General features: G+C 61.3%; 18 protein-coding genes. 8 read left to right on the top strand and 10 right to left on the bottom strand.

Features of this window, described 5'->3' with window-relative positions:
- The 4 genes from R3F72_RS10585 to R3F72_RS10570 all read right to left on the bottom strand — a co-directional run bounded on the left by R3F72_RS10585 (position 1) and on the right by R3F72_RS10570 (position 3540).
- Positions 1 to 558 (bottom strand): phosphatase PAP2 family protein, encoded by a 558-nt coding sequence (locus R3F72_RS10585; RefSeq protein WP_332779600.1) that lies wholly within the window; start codon positions 556 to 558, stop codon positions 1 to 3.
- Complete coding sequence (locus R3F72_RS10580; RefSeq protein WP_303854370.1) at positions 527 to 1684, bottom strand: glycosyltransferase family 4 protein; 1158 nt, start codon at positions 1682 to 1684, stop codon at positions 527 to 529. Before R3F72_RS10580 ends, R3F72_RS10585 begins: the two co-directional genes overlap by 32 nt.
- A 147-nt stretch (positions 1685 to 1831) precedes the next feature.
- Positions 1832 to 2725, bottom strand: coding sequence for a murein hydrolase activator EnvC family protein (locus tag R3F72_RS10575; RefSeq protein ID WP_332779599.1), 894 nt, complete (start codon positions 2723 to 2725; stop codon positions 1832 to 1834).
- The gene (locus R3F72_RS10570) at positions 2665 to 3540 is read right to left on the bottom strand and encodes an acyltransferase (RefSeq protein WP_332779598.1); all 876 of its coding nucleotides are present in this window, start codon (positions 3538 to 3540) and stop codon (positions 2665 to 2667) included. Before R3F72_RS10570 ends, R3F72_RS10575 begins: the two co-directional genes overlap by 61 nt.
- 412 nt (positions 3541 to 3952) lie before the next feature.
- On the opposite strand from R3F72_RS10570, the gene R3F72_RS10565 reads away from it, so the two are divergent.
- Positions 3953 to 5269: an MFS transporter gene (locus tag R3F72_RS10565; protein WP_303854367.1), complete on the top strand. Its 1317-nt coding sequence runs from the start codon at positions 3953 to 3955 to the stop codon at positions 5267 to 5269.
- A gap of 146 nt (positions 5270 to 5415) precedes the next feature.
- Here the strand turns inward: R3F72_RS10565 and R3F72_RS10560 are convergent, their stop codons facing one another.
- The 5 genes from R3F72_RS10560 to R3F72_RS10540 all read right to left on the bottom strand — a co-directional run bounded on the left by R3F72_RS10560 (position 5416) and on the right by R3F72_RS10540 (position 9079).
- Positions 5416 to 5685: a GrxA family glutaredoxin gene (locus tag R3F72_RS10560; RefSeq protein ID WP_303854366.1), complete on the bottom strand. Its 270-nt coding sequence runs from the start codon at positions 5683 to 5685 to the stop codon at positions 5416 to 5418.
- Between the two features lie 208 nt (positions 5686 to 5893).
- Positions 5894 to 6715: an inositol monophosphatase family protein gene (locus tag R3F72_RS10555; protein WP_256961286.1), complete on the bottom strand. Its 822-nt coding sequence runs from the start codon at positions 6713 to 6715 to the stop codon at positions 5894 to 5896.
- A gap of 33 nt (positions 6716 to 6748) precedes the next feature.
- Positions 6749 to 7303, bottom strand: a complete 555-nt coding sequence (locus R3F72_RS10550) for a response regulator transcription factor (protein ID WP_087719697.1) — start codon at positions 7301 to 7303, stop codon at positions 6749 to 6751.
- Between the two features lie 39 nt (positions 7304 to 7342).
- Positions 7343 to 8614, bottom strand: coding sequence for an ATP-binding protein (locus R3F72_RS10545; protein ID WP_087719698.1), 1272 nt, complete (start codon positions 8612 to 8614; stop codon positions 7343 to 7345).
- Between the two features lie 234 nt (positions 8615 to 8848).
- Positions 8849 to 9079, bottom strand: coding sequence for a hypothetical protein (locus R3F72_RS10540; protein ID WP_332779597.1), 231 nt, complete (start codon positions 9077 to 9079; stop codon positions 8849 to 8851).
- A 294-nt stretch (positions 9080 to 9373) separates the two neighbouring features.
- Between R3F72_RS10540 and R3F72_RS10535 the strand changes: the two genes are divergently transcribed.
- The 3 genes from R3F72_RS10535 to R3F72_RS10525 all read left to right on the top strand — a co-directional run bounded on the left by R3F72_RS10535 (position 9374) and on the right by R3F72_RS10525 (position 12365).
- Positions 9374 to 10963 carry a peptide chain release factor 3 gene (locus tag R3F72_RS10535; RefSeq protein WP_332779596.1) on the top strand — a complete coding sequence of 530 codons (1590 nt, stop codon included), beginning with the start codon at positions 9374 to 9376 and terminating at the stop codon, positions 10961 to 10963.
- A gap of 145 nt (positions 10964 to 11108) precedes the next feature.
- A complete protein-coding gene (mscL, locus tag R3F72_RS10530) occupies positions 11109 to 11591 on the top strand; it encodes a large-conductance mechanosensitive channel protein MscL (protein WP_087719701.1) in 483 nt (160 codons plus the stop codon).
- Positions 11592 to 11594: 3 nt separating this feature from the next.
- The gene (locus R3F72_RS10525) at positions 11595 to 12365 is read left to right on the top strand and encodes a TatD family hydrolase (protein WP_332779595.1); all 771 of its coding nucleotides are present in this window, start codon (positions 11595 to 11597) and stop codon (positions 12363 to 12365) included.
- A 15-nt stretch (positions 12366 to 12380) separates the two neighbouring features.
- Here the strand turns inward: R3F72_RS10525 and ygfZ are convergent, their stop codons facing one another.
- The gene (gene ygfZ / locus R3F72_RS10520) at positions 12381 to 13421 is read right to left on the bottom strand and encodes a CAF17-like 4Fe-4S cluster assembly/insertion protein YgfZ (RefSeq protein ID WP_332779594.1); all 1041 of its coding nucleotides are present in this window, start codon (positions 13419 to 13421) and stop codon (positions 12381 to 12383) included.
- A gap of 208 nt (positions 13422 to 13629) precedes the next feature.
- Between ygfZ and R3F72_RS10515 the strand changes: the two genes are divergently transcribed.
- The 4 genes from R3F72_RS10515 (at position 13630) to R3F72_RS10500 (ending at position 18522) form a co-directional block, all read left to right on the top strand.
- Positions 13630 to 13827 carry a heavy-metal-associated domain-containing protein gene (locus R3F72_RS10515; RefSeq protein ID WP_332779593.1) on the top strand — a complete coding sequence of 66 codons (198 nt, stop codon included), beginning with the start codon at positions 13630 to 13632 and terminating at the stop codon, positions 13825 to 13827.
- A gap of 101 nt (positions 13828 to 13928) precedes the next feature.
- Positions 13929 to 15962 (top strand): excinuclease ABC subunit UvrB, encoded by a 2034-nt coding sequence (gene uvrB, locus R3F72_RS10510; protein ID WP_332779592.1) that lies wholly within the window; start codon positions 13929 to 13931, stop codon positions 15960 to 15962.
- A 45-nt stretch (positions 15963 to 16007) separates the two neighbouring features.
- Positions 16008 to 16829, top strand: coding sequence for an endonuclease VIII (gene nei / locus R3F72_RS10505; protein ID WP_087719706.1), 822 nt, complete (start codon positions 16008 to 16010; stop codon positions 16827 to 16829).
- Positions 16830 to 17016: 187 nt separating this feature from the next.
- Positions 17017 to 18522: a fumarate hydratase gene (locus R3F72_RS10500; protein ID WP_332779591.1), complete on the top strand. Its 1506-nt coding sequence runs from the start codon at positions 17017 to 17019 to the stop codon at positions 18520 to 18522.
- The last annotated feature ends 96 nt before the right edge of the window (positions 18523 to 18618 follow it).

The following is an 18618-nucleotide window of genomic DNA, read 5'->3' as shown; positions in this document are numbered from 1 at the left end:
CTACCCGCCCCAGACGAACAGGGCGGCCAGTCCGCTGCCCCAGGCCAGAACGAATCCCAGCAGCGCCCCCACGATGACGTCGCTGACATAGTGCAGGCCCAGCACCACGCGCGAGATCGCGATCAAAACGGCAAGCGGGATCACGATCGGCAGCAGTTTCGGACTGCTCGCGGCGGTCAGGCAGCTGAACATTACCGCGTGCAGGGTATGGCCGCTGGGGAAGCTGTAACGGTCGACCGGAGGCATCGTGCAGCGGATGGTGTCGAAGGTGATATAGGGGCGTTCCCGGCATAGCCGGGTCTTGAGCAGGCGATACACGAGAGCGGCTATGCTAGCCGTCAGCCCCCAGTGTGCCGCGATCAGCCATCCCTGCTGACCCTGCAGGAGAGGTTGCAGCAAGGCGACTGCGACCCAGGCCGGCCAGTCGCCGAGACGGCTGACCAGACGGAATAGCCAGAGGGTCGGCGCGTGGCGCGAGAATTCCGCCAGCCAGTGGCTGAGCCGGCTCTCGGCGCGATCCAGCTGTTCAAACCTGAGACGTAGAGTGCGTGGCGGCATGCTGAGTTCCCTGGACCTGAATGAGATGGGCAAGAAAGCGGTCGCCGATATGGGCCCAACTCAGCCCTGAAGCGCGCTGGCGCGCCTGACGGCCCAGGCGGGCGTAGAGAGCCGGTTGCTGGCAAAGCTCGCTCGCCGCATGGATGAAGCCGTCGCCATCTTCCGGCGAGACCAGCCGTCCATCGACGTCATCGGTGATCAGTTCCTTCGCTGCGGCATGATCGAATGCCACCACGGCGAGTCCGCTTGCCATCGCTTCCGGCACCACGTTGCCGAAGGTTTCCGAGAGCGAAGGAAAGATGAACATGTCCGCGCTGGCGTAATGGCGCGCCAGGGCTTCTCCCTTCTGGAAGCCCGTGAACACGGCGTCGGGCAGTCGCTGGGCAATGTTCTTCCGCGCTGGGCCATCGCCCACCAGCACCTGTACCAGCGACGGGTTGGCCCGCTGCATGGCCGCCATGGTGGTGGCCAGCAGCTCGATATTCTTCTCGCTGGCGAGCCGGCCGACATAAAGCGCCACCGGATCGTGAGGGCTGGCGCCCCATTGGCGTCTCAGTTCCGCATCCCGACGTAAGGGGTGATAGCGTTCGGCGTCCACCCCCCGCGCCAGTACCGAGACGCGCCGGTAGCCTCTGTCTTCCAGGGCCTGACGTTGTGCCACCGTGGGCACCAGCGTCGCATCGCAGCGATTGTGGAAATAGCGCAGACCGCGGCGGGCAATCGGAATGCTCCAGCCGAGGTGATAATTACTGGCGTACTGATCGAAGTTGGTGTGGAATCCGCTGACGACCGGTATCTGCAAGTGTCTCGCCGCATTCAAGGCTGACCAGCCGAGGGGACCTTCGGTGGCGATATAGATAGCGTCGGGGCGCTCCTGGCGCCAGAGCCGCACTAGCCGACGCCGGCACGGCCAGCCGACATGGACGTCGGCATAGATCGGTAGCGACACGCCGCGGACGTGGACATCCCGCTCCGCCAGCGTGTCCCGCTCGCCGCCCGCCGGATCGGGTCGGATCAGTTGCAGCGTGACGCCTTTGGAGACCAGATGGCTGGCAAGTTGGCTCAGGGTGTGAGCGACGCCGTTGACCTCCGGCGCCCAGGTTTCACTGACCAGGGCTATGCGCATTTTGATGACTCCTTCCACGCCAGCGAAGCTGTCTGGATTCCCGACTCGCCGTCAACCGTAATCGAACGTAATCGACCTGGTCTCCGATCCTGCGGGGTACCGATGACGCCAATGTGTCAAGGTGATGACGAATGCATGACACGCCGATTAGCGTAGCACGCGCGCGGGATCCACGGGTTTTCCGCCATGACGAAGATCGAACAGCAGGTGATAGCGGCTGCTGCCGCTTTCCTGGCCGATGTCGCATAGCGGTGCCCCGCTGGAGACGGAGTCTCCTTCGGAGACCATCAGCTTGTCGCAGAAGGCGTATACGCTCTGCATGTTGTCGGCATGGTGGAGGATGACCACCTGACCCAGTTGGCGCATGCCGCTGGCAAACCGCACCTTGCCCGGCGCGGTGGCCTTGGCGACCGCCGGGGAGGGTGACGTCAGCATCATGGGCTGCAGGGTGCCGTGGGCGTCACGGCCAAAACGACGCTCGACGGCGTAGTTCGCCAATGGCCATTGCCATTGGCGCGCCGAAGAGGGAAGCGGGCCGGGATCCGGAAGCGAGCGCGAGGCTGCCGGCGCTGACGCGGCACGACTGCCACCGCTGCCGCTCGAATCGCCGCCGAGCGGTACCTGGATCAACTGTCCGACGGCCAGCCGAGAGGGATCGATACCGGTGTTGGCGGCCTGGACGCGCTGCGGGTCGGCACCGAAATAGCGGGCAATCGAATAGAGGGAATCACCGCGCCTCACCTGATAACGGTAAGGGCCACCGCCCGGCGCGCGTTCCTGCCGTGAGGGCAGCATCAGGCGTTGACCGATGGCCAGCCGGCGGGAATCTACGCCAGGATTGAAGCGCTGCAGGCGAAGTAGCGGGATGCCGGCCTGATCGGCGATCTTGCCCAGGGTGTCTCCGCGCTGCACCGTCACCCAGCCGCCTCCGTCGGAGATGCTGACTCCGCCGCCGCTCGCACAGCCGCCGAGCAGAAGAATCAGTCCCAGCAGTAGGAGGAGAGCGCCGTGTCTTTTTCCTGCCACCTTGCGTTCAGCCATGTGTAGAAACGTTCCTTGTAATGGGCATCGTCATAGCTCCCTTCCCGCATCCAGTCCGGTCTGTCGAGAAATTTCGCGACCATCGCGATGTCCTGCTCGCGGCCGCAGAGGAAATCCCAGAAATTGGGCGTGCCACGACGGTAATGCAGCGTCACGTCTATGATGCCGTCCAGGCGCGATCCCAACAGCCCAATGACCTGGGCTACCCCGCCGGCCTTGGGCCGCAGCAGATGCCGATAGGGGCTCTGCTGCTGGCGTTGCTTCTCCGGCGTGAATCGAGTCCCCTCGACGAAGTTGTAGATTGTCATCGGCATTTCCCGGGCATGTTCGCACATTCGTTGCGTCGCTCGACGGTCCCGCTCGGCCAGCCCGGGATGGCGCGCGAGCTTTTCACGGCTGTATCGACGCATGAATGGAAATTCGAGGGCCCACCAGGCCAGGCCGACGATAGGAACCAGGATCAACTCTCGTTTGAGGAAGAACTTCGGCATGGCCAGTCGGCCGGTCAATACGTAGAGCATGACGATGATGTCGGTCCAGCTCTGATGGTTGGCCATGACCAGCCACCACTGATTCGGCGAGAGGGACTCGGGAATGTCGGCTCGAATCCGCGGGTGAATCCAGTAACGGATCCAGACGTTGTTGGTTCTCACCCAGGCGAGAGCGACCCAGTGCAGTCCGCCGAGTACCCGTAGGCGCCAGCGCCGAATCGGTGTTGCCAGTTTTACTGCCGTCAGCACGATCAGGGGCATGCCCCAGAAAAGCGTATTGATAAGCAGCAACAGGACGCTGATGCACCCTTTCAGGGTCGACATGCCATTCTCCATCAATGACTTGGCTCAATGTTACTGGAATGTCCTCAGACTGCACAGCGCGCCGACCTTCGGTTCATGGTCGGGGAAAGATGCGGGTGGGCGATGACGTGTCTCGAGGCAAAGACTGGGTTTTGCCATTGTCGAAAAACTGACCAATTTAAGGTCAGCATGGATAGGGAGGACGACCGTTGCTATCCGTCACCGGAAATGCACAGCGTTATCCACAGAAGATGTGAATAATTCATGTCAGTATCTGATGGTCACGGATATCGCTGAATCTCGGCAAGATCGCCTCTAAATTGATAAACTGCCGCCGTTTTCGCCTCCGTTCACTGTGAGGTGTCGTTCATCGACCCGGATCGGCGCCATTCGTCGAACGGATTCCTCAACCGCTGCTGTCTGGAGAACTCTGTTGCGTTCACTCCCCGCGACTCTACCGATTCTGTTTCTTTGCGAAATCAGCTTCCTTCTCGGGCACGGGTTGATCATGACGCTGCTGGGCGTGCGCATGTCGCTGGAGGCGTTCCCGTCGCAGATGGCGGGTCTGCTCATGTCCTGCTTTTCGCTCGGTTTTGTCGCCGGCAGCTACTGGCTGGAAAAGCGCATACGTAGCGTGGGCCACATTCGTGTGTTCGCCGCCTGTGCAGCGTTGCTGGCGGCCACGGCCATCCTGCACGGGCTATGGGTCGATCCATGGGCTTGGCTGGTCTGGCGATTGTTCGGCGGTGCGGCGACAGCGGGGCTGCTGATGGTGATGGAGTCCTGGGTATCCGGCGAGTCGACCAACGAAAATCGGGGGCGGGTGCTGGGATGGTATCTGGTGATCTCGACACTGTCGCTGGCGGGTGGCCAGTGGATGCTCAACATGGCCGACCCCGGCACGTTCGTGCTGTTTTCGGTGGCCGGTATCCTGTTCGCGTTGTCACTGGTGCCGCTGTCGATTCACCGTATCCAAGGTCCGTTACGCAGTAGTCACGACGTATCGGCGAAGATCTCGATGCGGACGTTAATGGCGCGCGCACCGGTCGGTCTGGTCGGCGCTTTTGTGGCGGGGTTGATGGTGCAGGCCTTCTTCGCCATGACGCCGTACTACGGCCAGGAGATCGGGCTGACCACCGCGCAGACGGCAAAGTTCATGTCGATCACGACCCTGGTGGCTCTCATTGCCCAATGGACGCTTGGGCGTATTTCGGACCGCTTCGATCGTCGTAAGGTCATTTTGTGCATGGCGCTGGTGATGACCATCTCGGGCATTCTGATCGTGTTTGCCGCACGCTCGAGCTATTGGCTGCTGGTTTTCGTGGCCAGCTTCCACACCGCGATGCTGCATACCCTCTACTCGCTGAGCTTGGCGCACACCCACGACTGGCTGGAGCCCGAGGAGACGATCCAGGCCAATGCCAAAATCCTGATGTGCTACGGGGTAGGCTCGATCGTCGGTCCGTTCAGCGCGTCCCTGTTGATGCAAGGGATGGGGCCGGACGGCCTCTGGCTGTTCCTGGGCGCAGCGGCATTGGGCCTGGCTCTGTTCATCGTCTATCGGTTGTGGCGCCGCGAACCGGTCATGGCGCCCGAGGAGCAGGAGCCTTACACCCCGTTGGTGCCAATGGTGGAATCGACGCACTACATCAACGAACTGGACCCCCGGCACGGACCTTATCAGTATGAGCTGGATCTGGAAGGCGAGCCGGACCTGTCGCTCGACGAGTCATCGTCTCAGCCGACGTGACGAGGGCGACGGAAGAGAAGGCGCGGGTTCGGCTGCGGTCATGTCGACCCGACGACAACCGGTAAACGTAACGGAAAAACATCCCACGAACGACAAAAAGCCGGCTCGCGCCGGCTTTTTTGGATCTTCGCTTTCGCCTGTCTCGATCAGGCGTTTTCCGGCATCAATGCCTTGTCCTGCACGTACTGGTCGAATTCGGTGAAGCCGCCAATATGCGTTTGATCGACAAAGATCTGTGGCACGGTTTCCACCGGCTTGCCGATCGTCTTTTCCATGTCGGCCTTGGTGATGCCTTCAGCGTGGATGTCGATATAACGGTAATCGAAGTCTTCGCGAGCTTCCTTCAGCTTTTCGGCCAGATCTTTGGCGCGAACGCAAAACGGGCAACCGGGACGGCCGAAAATGACGGTCAGCATCGGTGATTCTCCTGTATCGGATAATGAAAAGGCCTGAAAACGAGATGGGGCTTATTCTTTCGTATTAAACCCCATCGGCCCAATAGAGTCTCTCTACGTACATCATTGCGCGCCACTATAAGCTTCATGGTGCCCGCCACCATGAAGATCGTCAGGGTAGATGATATCTTCAACAATGCCGGCACGGAGTCATGGCTGAGCAGCGGGATCAGGGTGCGAGAGGGCGCCCCGCATCGGCATCACGCAGCAGGTCCCCTAGCGCGCCGTGAATATCGGGAGCGCTGACCAGCAGGTTCTCGCCGTAGAGCTCGACGGGGAGTCCATCCGGACATTCGTAGAGGTGGCTCGTGCTGGCGCCGGCCTCCCGCGCGATGAGCAGCCCGGCGGCGAAGTCCCACGGAGAGACGCTTTCATAGTAGGCATCCAGCTGGCCGCAGCCGACATGGCAGAGGTCGAGGGCTGCGGAGCCGTTACGCCGCACGTCGCGGCAGGCATGGACGACGTGGTTGAGACGCCTGATCAGCGGGCCACGCTTGTCGCGGGCGTACGGAAAACCCGTCGCGACCAGACTTCGCTCCAGTGTGGTCGGTCGACTGCAGTGCATCGATTCCTCGTTGAGCTGCGCCCCCTGGCCGCGCGTGGCGGTGAAGGTTTCGCCGAGGAACGGTGCGTGAACCACACCGAGCTGAACTTCCCCATCCACTGCCCAGGCGATCGATACGGCAACGTGAGCGTGCCCATAGGCAAAGTTGACGGTGCCATCGATGGGATCGACGACCCAGAGCGGGCCGCGCTGCTCGAGCTGACTGCGATCCGGCGCCAGCTCTTCGGTCAGCCTGGCTTCGCCGGGGAAGAGGGCTTCGAGTTCGTCGGCGATCATCTGATCGACGGCCACATCCACCTCGGTCACCAGTTCGTCTCCCCCTTTGTAATCGTGGGAAAAGTTCTGCTTCTGACGCGCCTGGACGATCATGTCGCCAGCCCGGCGGGCGATGCGGATCATCTGCTCGAGGCGTTGGGGGTGATTCACGTTGGGCTCCTGTCGTGAAGGGAAGGTGAGTCGTCAGTGTCTTACCGGACGTTTCTGCAGTTTACGTTGCAGGGTGCGGCGGTGCATGCCCAGCGCTCGGGCCGTGGCCGAGATATTGCCGTCGTGCTCATGCAGGACCTTCTGGATATGCTCCCAGGTCACGCGGTTGACCGATGGAGGGTTGTCGGCGATTTCCACATCGACATCGCCGCTTTCGCGCTCCAGCGACAGCAGGATCTCGTCCGCGTCGGCGGGCTTGCAAAGATAGTTGACTGCGCCCAGTTTCATCGCTTCCACGGCAGTAGCGATGCTCGAGTAACCGGTCAGCACGACGATGCGACACGCCGGAGCCACCTCCAGTAGCGCGGGCAGCAGTTTCAGGCCGGAGTCGGACTCCAGCTTGAGGTCCAGCGTCGCCAGCGCGGGCGGTGCTTCCCGCGCTGCCGCGAGAGCTTGGTCGTGGGTATGAGCGACGACCACGTCGTAGCCACGGCGGCGCATGGCGCGCTCCATGACGAAACAGAGCTGTTCGTCGTCGTCGACGATCAGCAGACGTTCCTGCTGATTCGTCCGTTCCTGTTCACTCATCGCTGACTCCTCATCGGTGGATGGCGGACCGAAGTGGCATCACAGGCTATCGCCAGCCTTGACGCGGGGAAGCTTGACCTCGGTCAACGTACCGCCTTCTTCATGGTTGTAGAGACTGACGCCGCCGCCGAATCGGTTGACGGTGGCGTGAGTCAGAAACAGGCCGATGCCCATGCCCTTGCTCTTGGTCGAGATGAAGGTGTCGCCCAGCTGATCCGCGATCGACATCGGCACGCCCGGGCCGTGATCGCGGATATCGATGACCACCTCTTCGGCATCCCAGTCGAGACTGGTCACGATGGCATCAGGGCTGGCATCGGCCGCGTTATTGAGCAAGTTGATCAATGCCTGCTCCAGTGTCGCGTCCACGGCAATGCTGGGTTGCCCCCGCTTGCCGAGCACCTCCAGCCGGTGATGGACGTCCGGTCGCAGTACCAGCCAGCGCTGGATCAGATTCTCGAGCCAGGGGGTCGCCCGGCGTATCTCGGGCTTTTCCAGGCGGCGGCGGTCGGCATTGGCGACGAGAGTCTGCAGGCGCTGCTTGCAGGTATCGACCTGCTTGCGCAGCATGTCGATATCCTCGATCAATGCCGGCTGCTCACTGGCTTCGTGGCGCATCTCATTGAGCAGCACCGCCATCGTCGAGAGCGGCGAACCAAGCTCGTGGGCGGTACCTGCGGCCTGGGTGGCCACCGCCAGGATCTGCTCGTTGCGCAATGCCGCTTCACGGGTGCGAGACAGCGTCATGTCGCGGCGGCGCAGCGTATGCGCCATCTTGAAAATGAAGAACGTCAGCAGGCTGCCGGACAGAATGAAGTTCAGCCACATGCCCAGGGTGTGCAGTTGCACACCAAAGACGATGGTGCTGTTGGTCAACTGCGGGACCGGCTGGTAGACCAGCATCATCGTGGTGTAGCTGGCGGTGGCTGCCATGGCAATGATCCAGGCATAGAGCCAGGGAAGCGTGGCGGCGGCGATGCCCAGTGGAACCAGCAGATAGGTGATGAAAGGATTGGTCGAGCCGCCAGTGTAGTAAAACAGCAGACTCAGTCCGGCAATGTCGACCAGCCAGTGCAGCAGATATTCGGTATCGGTAACCGCCCGGGGTCTGCCAAGGCGCCACCATGTCGCGACGTTGAACAATCCCATGGCGACGATGACGCTGATGACCGGCAGCACATGCAGCTGGAATCCCAGTACTTCGATACCGAAAATGATCGCGGCGAGAAAGCCGGTCCAGGTGATACCGCGGACGATCGTCAAGCGAACCAGGTTGCGGTTCGGCGTTGAGAGCGGAAGCGGCTGCAGCATGGTCTCTCCGGAGTCGAGTCGGCGATCGATTGACGGGGCGGGGCGGCTGACTCGATATCGCTGCCCAAGCCTGCCTTATGGTAACGCATGCCGAGGGGCGGCGTGAGTGTGTTCAGGCCGTCGAGAGGGAGAAAGAGGGGCGCCCGTTTGTCGCAGGCAGGTCTAGCCGGCGAGGAGGTGCCGGCTGGTCAGGATTCGTCGACCAGCAACGGCTGAGAGGATGGTTTACCGCTGTCAATGAGAGGAAGTGGTGGCATCCGTCTGGCGGCAATGAACGTCATAGACCAAGCTGCCGTCGGTCATGCGCAAGCTCTGTACCGCATCGTCGGGGTTGTTGTGTGGCGCCAGACCGGCAACGATGCCTATCGACGGCGCGTCCGGAGAAGCCTGAGGGGAATCCATCGTTACGGTATCGCCCTCGCGGAGCGGTTTGTCGTCGGCGTCATGCCCTAGGATTGGCTTCATCTCGGAGTCTCTGCGCAGGAAGTCTTGGGAATGTCTCGGCGTGGATGCCGGGGCTTTTCACAATCAGGCTAACACGCCGCCATGCTTCTAACCTGTCGAGAAAAGGCGGCTTAATAGCGCTTTTTTAGTGCTGTAAGATGAGATTAAGCGCTTTTTGAACTCAGGAAGTCTGGCATCGAGGCGGCTACAACTCTTGCGGCTCAACGCGTACAATCGCCGCCATCTTCGAGTCCCCGCGAACTCTGCACCATCGGTCGATGCCGTGCGAGTCGCCTTCAGTCAGTGAAATCACTCATGTCAGATGCTCAGCTTGCGCAGGAAGCAGCCCTTCGCCGCACTTTTGCCATCATCAGTCACCCGGACGCGGGCAAGACCACGATTACCGAAAAAATGCTGCTGTTCGGGAACGCCATTCAGCTCGCCGGTTCGGTCAAGAGCAAGCGGGCCGAGCGCCACGCGACCTCCGACTGGATGAAAATGGAGCAGGAGCGGGGCATCTCGGTCACTACCTCGGTGATGCAGTTTCCCTACAACGGGCGCATCGTCAACCTGCTCGACACGCCTGGCCACGAGGATTTCTCCGAAGATACCTATCGCACCCTCACCGCCGTGGACTCTGCCTTGATGGTCATCGATGCCGCCAAGGGCGTCGAGGACCGTACCATCAAGCTGATGGAGGTCTGCCGGCTGCGAACCACGCCGATCCTGACCTTCATCAACAAGATGGATCGGGAGACGCGCGATCCGATCGAGGTAATGGACGAGATCGAGACGGTCCTCAACATGCAGTGTGCCCCGATGACCTGGCCGATCGGCATGGGCCGACAGTTCAAGGGCGTCTATCACCTCTATGACGATGTGATCCATCTCTACACCCAGGGGCAGGGCAATCGGATTCCGGAAGACAAGCGCATCGAAGGGCTGGACAGCGAAGAGGTCGACCGGGTACTCGGCGAGAGTGCAGCTGAAGAACTGCGCATGGAGGTCGAGCTGGTCCGTGGCGCATCCCACCCCTTCGACCTGGAAGCCTATCGTCGCGGGGAGCTGTCTCCGGTCTATTTCGGTACCGCGATGGGCAACTTCGGCGTGCGCGAAATGCTCAACGGCTTCGTCGAATTCGCGCCGACGCCCCAGGCGCGGGAGACCGATACCCGTGAAGTGGTGGCCGACGATGGGCGTTTTTCCGGCTTCGTTTTCAAGATCCAGGCCAACATGGATCCCAAGCACCGGGACCGGGTGGCGTTTCTGCGCATCTGCTCCGGCAAGTACGAACGCAACATGAAGATGCGCCACGTGCGTATCGGCAAGGACGTCAAGATCGCGGACGCGTTGACGTTCATGGCGTCCGATCGGTCTCACGTCGAAGAGGCCTGGCCCGGCGATATCATCGGTCTGCACAATCACGGCACGATCCAGATCGGGGATACCTTCACGGCCGGCGAGGACATGCGCTTCCTCGGGATCCCGCACTTTGCCCCGGAACTGTTCCGCCGCGTCCGGCTCCGTGACCCGCTCAAGATGAAGGCGCTGCAGAAAGGGCTCCAGCAGCTCTCCGAGGAGGGCGCGACGCAGGTCTTCCTGCCGCTGGACAATAACGACCTGATCGTCGGTGCGGTTGGCACGTTGCAGTTCGATGTGGTCGCGCACCGGCTCAAGGAAGAGTACAAGGTCGACTGCATTTATGAGCCCGTCAATGTCAATACGGCGCGCTGGATCTACAGCAAGGATGCCAAGAAGCTCGACGAGTTCAAGCGAAAGGCCAGCACTAACCTGGCCCTGGATGGCGGGGACTACCTGACCTATCTGGCGCCGACCCGAGTCAACCTGCAGATGACCCAGGAACGCTGGCCGGAAATCGAGTTCAGGGCCACCCGCGAGCACTGAACCCGCTGTCGTCCGACAGGAGCGGTCGCGTCGATCTTGCCGCTCCGTAGTGCTTGCGCCATGCTGACGAAGTTCACTCCATGCGTCAGAAGGCGCCGTTGGTTTGTGCTCGGCTATTCGGTCGACCAGAAAAAGGAGAATGACGATGGCTTCCAAATTCTTGAAAGAGTTTCGAGAGTTTGCCGTCAAGGGTAACGTCGTCGATATGGCGGTGGGCATCATCATCGGTGGTGCGTTCACGTTGATTGTGCAGAGCCTGGTGAAGAATATCTTCAATCCGGTGCTCGGGTTGCTCATCGGTGGCGTCGACTTCGCGAATTTCTTCGTCGTGCTCAAGGAAGGCGGCATACCGGGACCATATGCGACGTTGTCGGCTGCGCAGGAGGCCGGCGCCGTCACGCTGGACTACGGGCTGTTCCTGAATGCGGTGATCAGTTTCGTCATCGTTGCCTTCGTCGTCTTCCTGCTGGTACGCACCATCAATCGCTTGAAGCGCGAGGAGGCGGTCGCTCCCCAGGCGCCGTCGGACAAGGCGTGCCCGCACTGTTTCATGACGATACCCATCAAAGCGACCAAGTGCGGCCACTGCACGGCCGATCTTCCACCGGAAAATGGCATTGCGAGCTGATCGATGCTGTTCGACGCTCACTGTCATCTGGATTTCGACCGTTTCGACGCCGACCGCGAGGCCGCTTTTGACCGCGCCCATGCGGCCGGCGTTTCGCGTTTCATGGTGCCGGGAACGACGCGCCAGCGCTGGAACCACGTGCTCGAGCTGAGCCGACGCGATGACGTCGTCGCGTCGCTGGGGCTGCATCCCTATTTCACCGACGAGCATGCCGACAGCGATCTGGAAGCGCTGGCGGATGAAATCGGGCGTCACGAATCTCTGGTCGGTATCGGTGAATGCGGCATCGATGCCAGATTCGAGGATACGCTGGAGCAGCAGTGGTCGCTGTTCGAGGCGCAGCTTCAACTGGCCAAACGGCATCGGCTACCCATCATCATTCACTGCGTCCATGCCGACGACCAGGTGGCCAAGCGGCTCAGGCAGCTCGATCTGCCGGCACGGGGATTGATTCATGCTTTCGGAGGTAGCCCGCAGCAGGCCGGGAGATTTCTGGATCTCGGCTATAGTCTCGGGTTGGGAGGCGCGGTGACTTACGATCGGGCTAAACGACTGCATCGGGCGGTGCAGTCGATCCCCGACGACGGCTTCGTGCTGGAAAGCGACAGCCCGGACATGCCGCTATCCGGGCGTCAGGGGCAGCGTAACGAACCTGCTCACCTGATGGAGACAGCCGAGACGGTTGCCCGTCTGCGAGGCCAGACACGGGAATCCGTGATCGCCAACGCCTGGGTCAACACGCATCGACTGTTCGGTCTCGATGCTGACGGGTGAACGTCGGTTCGTGTTTCAGTCGCCCACGATCCGCTCAGGGTCGAGACGCTCCAGCGGATAAGGCAAGTCACGCAGGGTCAGCTTGCGATCCCCCACGAACAGCGCCGATTCGCCATCCACACTGGTATTGATGACAGCGAGGATGTCGCAGTGTTTGGTGTCGTCACCGGCCGTGGCCTGGAAGATTTCGCCCACGCGCTTGTCTTCCGCGCTACGGATCTCGTCGCCGATGGCCGGTACCGAAGCGCCTTCCAGGGTGGCGATCTGCAAGCGTCGTTTGACCTGCCCGCGAAAATGCGCCCGCGCCACGACCTCCTGCCCGGTGTAACAGCCCTTGCGGAAACTGATGCCGCCCAACGCTTCCCAGTTGATCATCTGCGGCAGGAACGCATCGCTGTGTTCGGCGGTTAGCCAGGCGACGCCGGCACCGATGTCCGCGCGCCGCCACAGGGCCGTATCGGCGGGCTTGGCATGCCGACTCAACGTGTCCCACCGCGCAGCGGCCCGAGACGCGGGCAGAATCAACACGAAGCGTGATCGGCTGGCAGGGTGGCGCAAGGCAAGAACGTCGTCCTGCTGCGTCATATGCCAGTCGAGGCGGGGTAGATCGGGAAGATCGGCGTCGGCCCATGATTCGGGCTCGCCAATCATGCCGATGATTGCCAAATCCTCGCGATGACGCAGCGTCATCTTGTAGAAAGGGGCGTATTTTCCCAGCTGTGTGGCCAGCGGTCCCGCCAGGGAGGCATCCAGCAGCAGCCAGTAGCGTTCGGCAGAGACCTTGAGTATCTCGGCATTGGCGATCATTCTGCCCTTGGGCGTGCAGAAGGCCGTCAGCGGGGCAAAAGCGCCATCGGCGTGATCGATGTTGGCACTGGTCTGGCCCTGCAGAAAGCGGGCGGCATCGGGACCTTCGCATTCCAGAATGCGGAAATGCGTCAGCGGTATCAGGCCATTGCCCTCGGCAAGCCGATGACCGCCTTCCGGGAAATGCCAGTCGTGATCGTTCAACTGGCGCCCGCCTGCGGCCTTGAGATGTGCCAGCCAATCGTCCATCCAAACTCTCCTGTAACAATATTGATGATGTACCGGGATATCCGATGCCTGGATATCGGTACAAGTCTGGCGTCAAGATGGCGTCGATTCCCCTCCATTGCAACGTCAGCCCTGAAAACGACGTGCTACGCTATGCTGCTGGCCTGAACGTTGTCTGAACCTTGTCGCAGAAAGGCCGTCGTAAAAAGACCGTAGTGGAGAAACCTGCATGTCCCGGATCAATCTGACGCTGAAAGGGGTATCCACTCCTGAAGATCTCAACCGCGTTACCACGGCCCTGATGATGGTGGACGGTGTCGAAAGCGTCGATATCGGAAGAGAATGGGCCGAAGTCGAGGGGCGTGTCACCCGCGACGCGCTGATCAAGGCCGTTGCCTCGTTGAAGGCGGGTTTCACCGCACAATGATTGATTCAACGGCGCAGTGAGACGTTAGTCCGCAACGCGACAATGGTCGAATGAACCGGCTTGCCCTTGAACGTAGATACTTTGACCCCTAATTAGTGATCATGAACAAACCCTTCAAGATTCAATCCAAGTATCGTCCGGCCGGGGACCAGCCGGCCGCCATCGAAGGGCTGGTTCGCGGCCTCGGTGCCGGCTTGTCGCACCAGACACTGCTCGGCGTCACCGGCTCCGGCAAGACCTTCACGATGGCTAACGTCGTCGAGACGCTGCAGCGGCCGACGATCGTGCTCGCGCCCAACAAGACGCTGGCGGCCCAGCTCTACGGCGAATTCAAGAGCTTCTTCCCGGACAACGCGGTCGAGTATTTCGTCTCCTACTACGACTACTACCAGCCGGAAGCGTACGTGCCTTCTTCCGACACCTTCATCGAGAAGGACGCCTCGATCAACGATCACATCGAGCAGATGCGGTTGTCGGCGACCAAGGCGTTGCTGGAACGTCGAGACGCCTTGATCGTGGTATCGGTCTCCGCGATCTACGGTCTCGGCGATCCCGAGCAGTACATGAAGATGCGCCTGCATTTCAATCGGGGCGAGCAGATCGACCAGCGCAGCTTTCTGCGCCGGCTGGCTGAGCTGCAATATACGCGTAACGATTCGGACTTCCGGCGCGGGACGTATCGTGTGCGCGGCGATGTCATCGATGTCTTCCCGGCGGATGCCGAGGACGAAGGCGTGCGCATCGAGCTGTTCGACGACGAAATCGACTCGATTCGACTGTTCGATCCGCTGACGGGAGAAGTGCGCGGGCAGGTACCGCGCATGACGATCTACCCTAAGAGCCACTACGTGACGCCCCGCGACACGATCCTCGGCGCGATCGAGTCGATCAAGCAGGAGCTGGCGGACCGGCTCGAATATCTCAGAAAGCACGAACGTCTGGTCGAGGCGCAGCGTCTCGAGCAGCGCACGCTCTACGACATCGAGATGATGCTCGAGCTGGGCTACTGCAACGGTATCGAGAATTACTCGCGCTATCTGTCGGGGCGAGCGCCGGGGCAGGCGCCGCCGACATTCTTCGACTACCTGCCGGATGACGCGCTGCTGTTCATCGACGAATCGCACGTCAGCGTGCCCCAGGTCGGCGGTATGTATCGGGGCGACCGTTCGCGCAAGGAAACCCTGGTAGAATATGGCTTCCGCCTGCCCTCGGCGCTGGACAACCGCCCCATGACCTTCGAAGAGTGGGAGGGCATCGTCCCGCAGACGGTATTCGTCTCGGCGACGCCCGGACCGTATGAGGCAGAGCACGCCGGCCAGGTGGTCGAGCAGGTGGTGCGTCCGACGGGGCTGGTCGACCCCGACATCGAGGTGCGCCCGGCGAGCACGCAAGTCGACGATCTGCTCTCGGAGATTCGGTTGCGCGTCGACGTCGGAGAGCGCGTGCTGGTGACGACCTTGACCAAGCGGATGGCGGAAGACCTGACCGAGTATTTCGACGAGCACGATATTCGCGTCCGCTACCTCCATTCGGATATCGATACCGTCGAACGGGTCGAGATCATCCGTGACCTTCGGCTGGGCAAGTTCGACGTGCTGGTCGGCATCAACCTGCTGCGCGAGGGGCTCGATATTCCGGAAGTCTCGTTGGTCGCGATTCTGGATGCCGACAAGGAAGGCTTCCTGCGTGCCGAACGTTCTCTGATCCAGACGATCGGCCGCGCCGCCCGTAACGCCCACGGCAAGGCGATTCTCTATGGCGATCGCATTACCGACTCGATGCGACGAGCCATGGACGAAACCGAACGCCGCCGCAACAAGCAGATCGAGCACAACGAGCGGCACGGAATCACGCCGATGACGGTGACCAAGTCCGTCGCCGATATCATGGAAGGCGCGCAAGCGCCGGGCAGCCGCAAGGGCGGCCGCAAGCGTACCGAGCAGCTGGTGGCGGAAGCCCCGGGCGACTATACCCGCGAAGCTCTGAGCGCGATGAACGCGCCGCAGTTGACCAAGGAAATCGGCAAGCTCGAGGATCGTATGCACGAGGCTGCACAGAACCTGGAGTTCGAGCAGGCCGCGAAGCTGCGTGATCAATTGCATACCTTGAAGGCGCGTCTGCTGGAACTGGGATAAATCGACGTCGGGATAGACGAATCTGCATCGAGGTAGCGTTGTTTTATGCCGGAAGGCCCAGAAATCCGTCGCGTCGCGGATCGATTAGGCAAGGTATTGGTTGGTGTGCCGCTGACGCAGGTCTGGTTTGCCTTCCCTGAGCTTGAAGCGATGGCAGGGCGCTTGCGGCAGACTCACGTGACCGCGGTCGATTGCTGGGGCAAGGCGCTGCTTGTGATATTTGCCGACGGTCACGTGCTCTATTCCCATAACCAGCTCTATGGCGTCTGGCGTCTCCATCGGAGCGACCAGCCGCCTCGGACAAATCGCATCCTGCGCGCCCGGTTGTCGACCTCTCGGCATACGGCGAGCCTCTACAGCGCTTCCGATATCTCGTTGTGGACCACAGAAACCCTGGAGCGGCAGCCATTTCTGGCGCGACTAGGCCCGGACCTGCTGACGCATGATGTCTCGACAGGGGATATCGTCGCGAGACTGGGCGAGCGTCGGTTCGCGAGCCGAGGCCTGGGCAGCTTGTTGCTCGATCAAGGGTTCTACGCAGGCATCGGCAATTACCTGCGCTCGGAGATCCTGTTCTATGCCGGGCTCAGGCCCATGAAGCGGCCCAAGGATCTGTCTGATACCCAGCGGGAAAAACTCGCGAACAGCATCCTGACGACGATTCACCAGGCGTATCGCGAAGCGGGCGTGACCAATCGGCCGGTCTGGCGAAAGCGAATGCAGCAAGCCGGTGAGCGTCGCGCCCAGTGGCGATTCGCCGTTTTCGATCGTGATGGAAAGCCTTGCCACGCCTGCGGCGCCACTATCCAGCGTGAGTCTGTCGCGTCTCGCCGGTTCTATTATTGTGCTGTTTGCCAGCAGGGCTGAAGAAATCGCATGGGGTCGTATTAGAGAATCAGATGAAGTAAAAGATTATACCGTTATCTTTTATACTGACACCTTGTAACAAACTGCCAATTTCCAGTTGCTCAGGTATAATTCCCGCGCTTGAAATTACCGACTCACGGGCGATGAACCCGTCGGGCAGTTACCGTGACCAGCCAGGAGTACCTTGATGACCATGATCCGCCAGGAGGATCTCATCCAAAGCGTGGCCGATGCGCTGCAGTACATCTCCTATTACCATCCCAAGGATTTCATCGATGCCATGCACGCGGCGTACCAGCGGGAAGAGAATCCCGCCGCGCGCGATGCCATCGCACAAATCCTGATCAACTCGAGGATGTGTGCCACCGGCCACCGTCCGATCTGCCAGGACACGGGCATCGTCACGGTCTTCGTTCACGTCGGCATGAATGTTCGCTGGGAAGCGGACATGAGCCTCGACGACATGGTCAACGAAGGCGTTCGCCGCGCCTATACGCTGCCGGATAACGTCCTTCGCGCATCAGTCCTGGCCGATCCCGATGGCAAACGCCAGAACACCGGCGACAACACGCCGGCGATCATCCATCACAAGCTGGTGCCGGGCGATACGGTGGAAATTCATGTCGCCGCCAAGGGCGGCGGCAGTGAAGCGAAATCCAAGTTCGCCATGCTCAATCCGTCGGATAGCGTCGTCGACTGGGTCATGGAACAGCTGCCCAAGATGGGGGCAGGCTGGTGTCCGCCGGGCATGCTGGGTATCGGCATTGGCGGAACCGCGGAAAAGGCGATGGAACTGGCGAAGGAAGCGCTGCTCGATCCCATCGATATCCAGGCGTTGCAGGCTCGTGGCGCCAACAACCGGGCCGAGGAGCTGCGTCTCGAGCTGTTCGAGAAGGTCAACCAGAGCGGCATCGGTGCTCAGGGGCTGGGCGGTCTGACGACGGTGCTCGACATCAAGGTCAAGGATTACCCGACCCACGCCGCCAACAAGCCGGTCGCCATCATTCCCAACTGCGCGGCGACGCGCCACGTCCATTTCACTCTCGATGGCAGCGGTGCTGCCGAACTGCCGGCGCCGAAGCTCGACGACTGGCCGGAAATCACCTGGGAGGTGGGCGAGGGCGTGCGCCGCGTCAACCTCGACGAGATCACTCCCGAAGCCGTGCGCGAGTGGCAGCCTGGCGATACCGTGCTGCTGTCGGGCAAATTGCTGACCGGGCGTGACGCTGCCCACAAGCGAATGGTCGATATGCTGGCCAAGGGGGAGAGCCTGCCGGTCGATCTGAAAAACCGGTTCATCTACTACGTCGGGCCGGTCGATCCGGTGGGTGATGAAGTGGTAGGGCCGGCAGGGCCGACCACCGCCACCCGCATGGACAAGTTCACGCGTACCATGCTCGAACAGACCGGCCTGCTCGGCATGGTCGGCAAGGCGGAGCGCGGGGCAGTGGCGATCGAAGCCATTCGCGACAACCAGGCGGTGTACCTGATGGCTGTCGGTGGCGCGGCGTACCTGGTGGCACAGGCCATCAAGAAAGCGGAAGTCATCGCTTTCGATGACCTGGGTATGGAAGCGATCTACGAGTTCGAGGTCGAGGACATGCCGGTTACGGTCGCCGTGGATCACCTGGGAACATCGGTCCACCAGACCGGACCTGCCAAGTGGAAAGAGATCATCGCCGAGCGAGTTTGACGGCTACGCACGGCATCATCGTGGTTGCGCGGGACCCTGGCCGAAGCGTCAATCGGAGAGGGAAACGCTGAAAGAAGAGAGCCCTGTGGGGCTCTC

The sequence above is a fragment of the Salinicola sp. 4072 genome (assembly GCF_036663415.1).
Lineage (GTDB): Bacteria > Pseudomonadota > Gammaproteobacteria > Pseudomonadales > Halomonadaceae > Salinicola > Salinicola salarius_A.
Note: the sequence above shows the minus strand (reverse complement) of the source record. Positions and strands in the feature narration are given on the sequence as shown.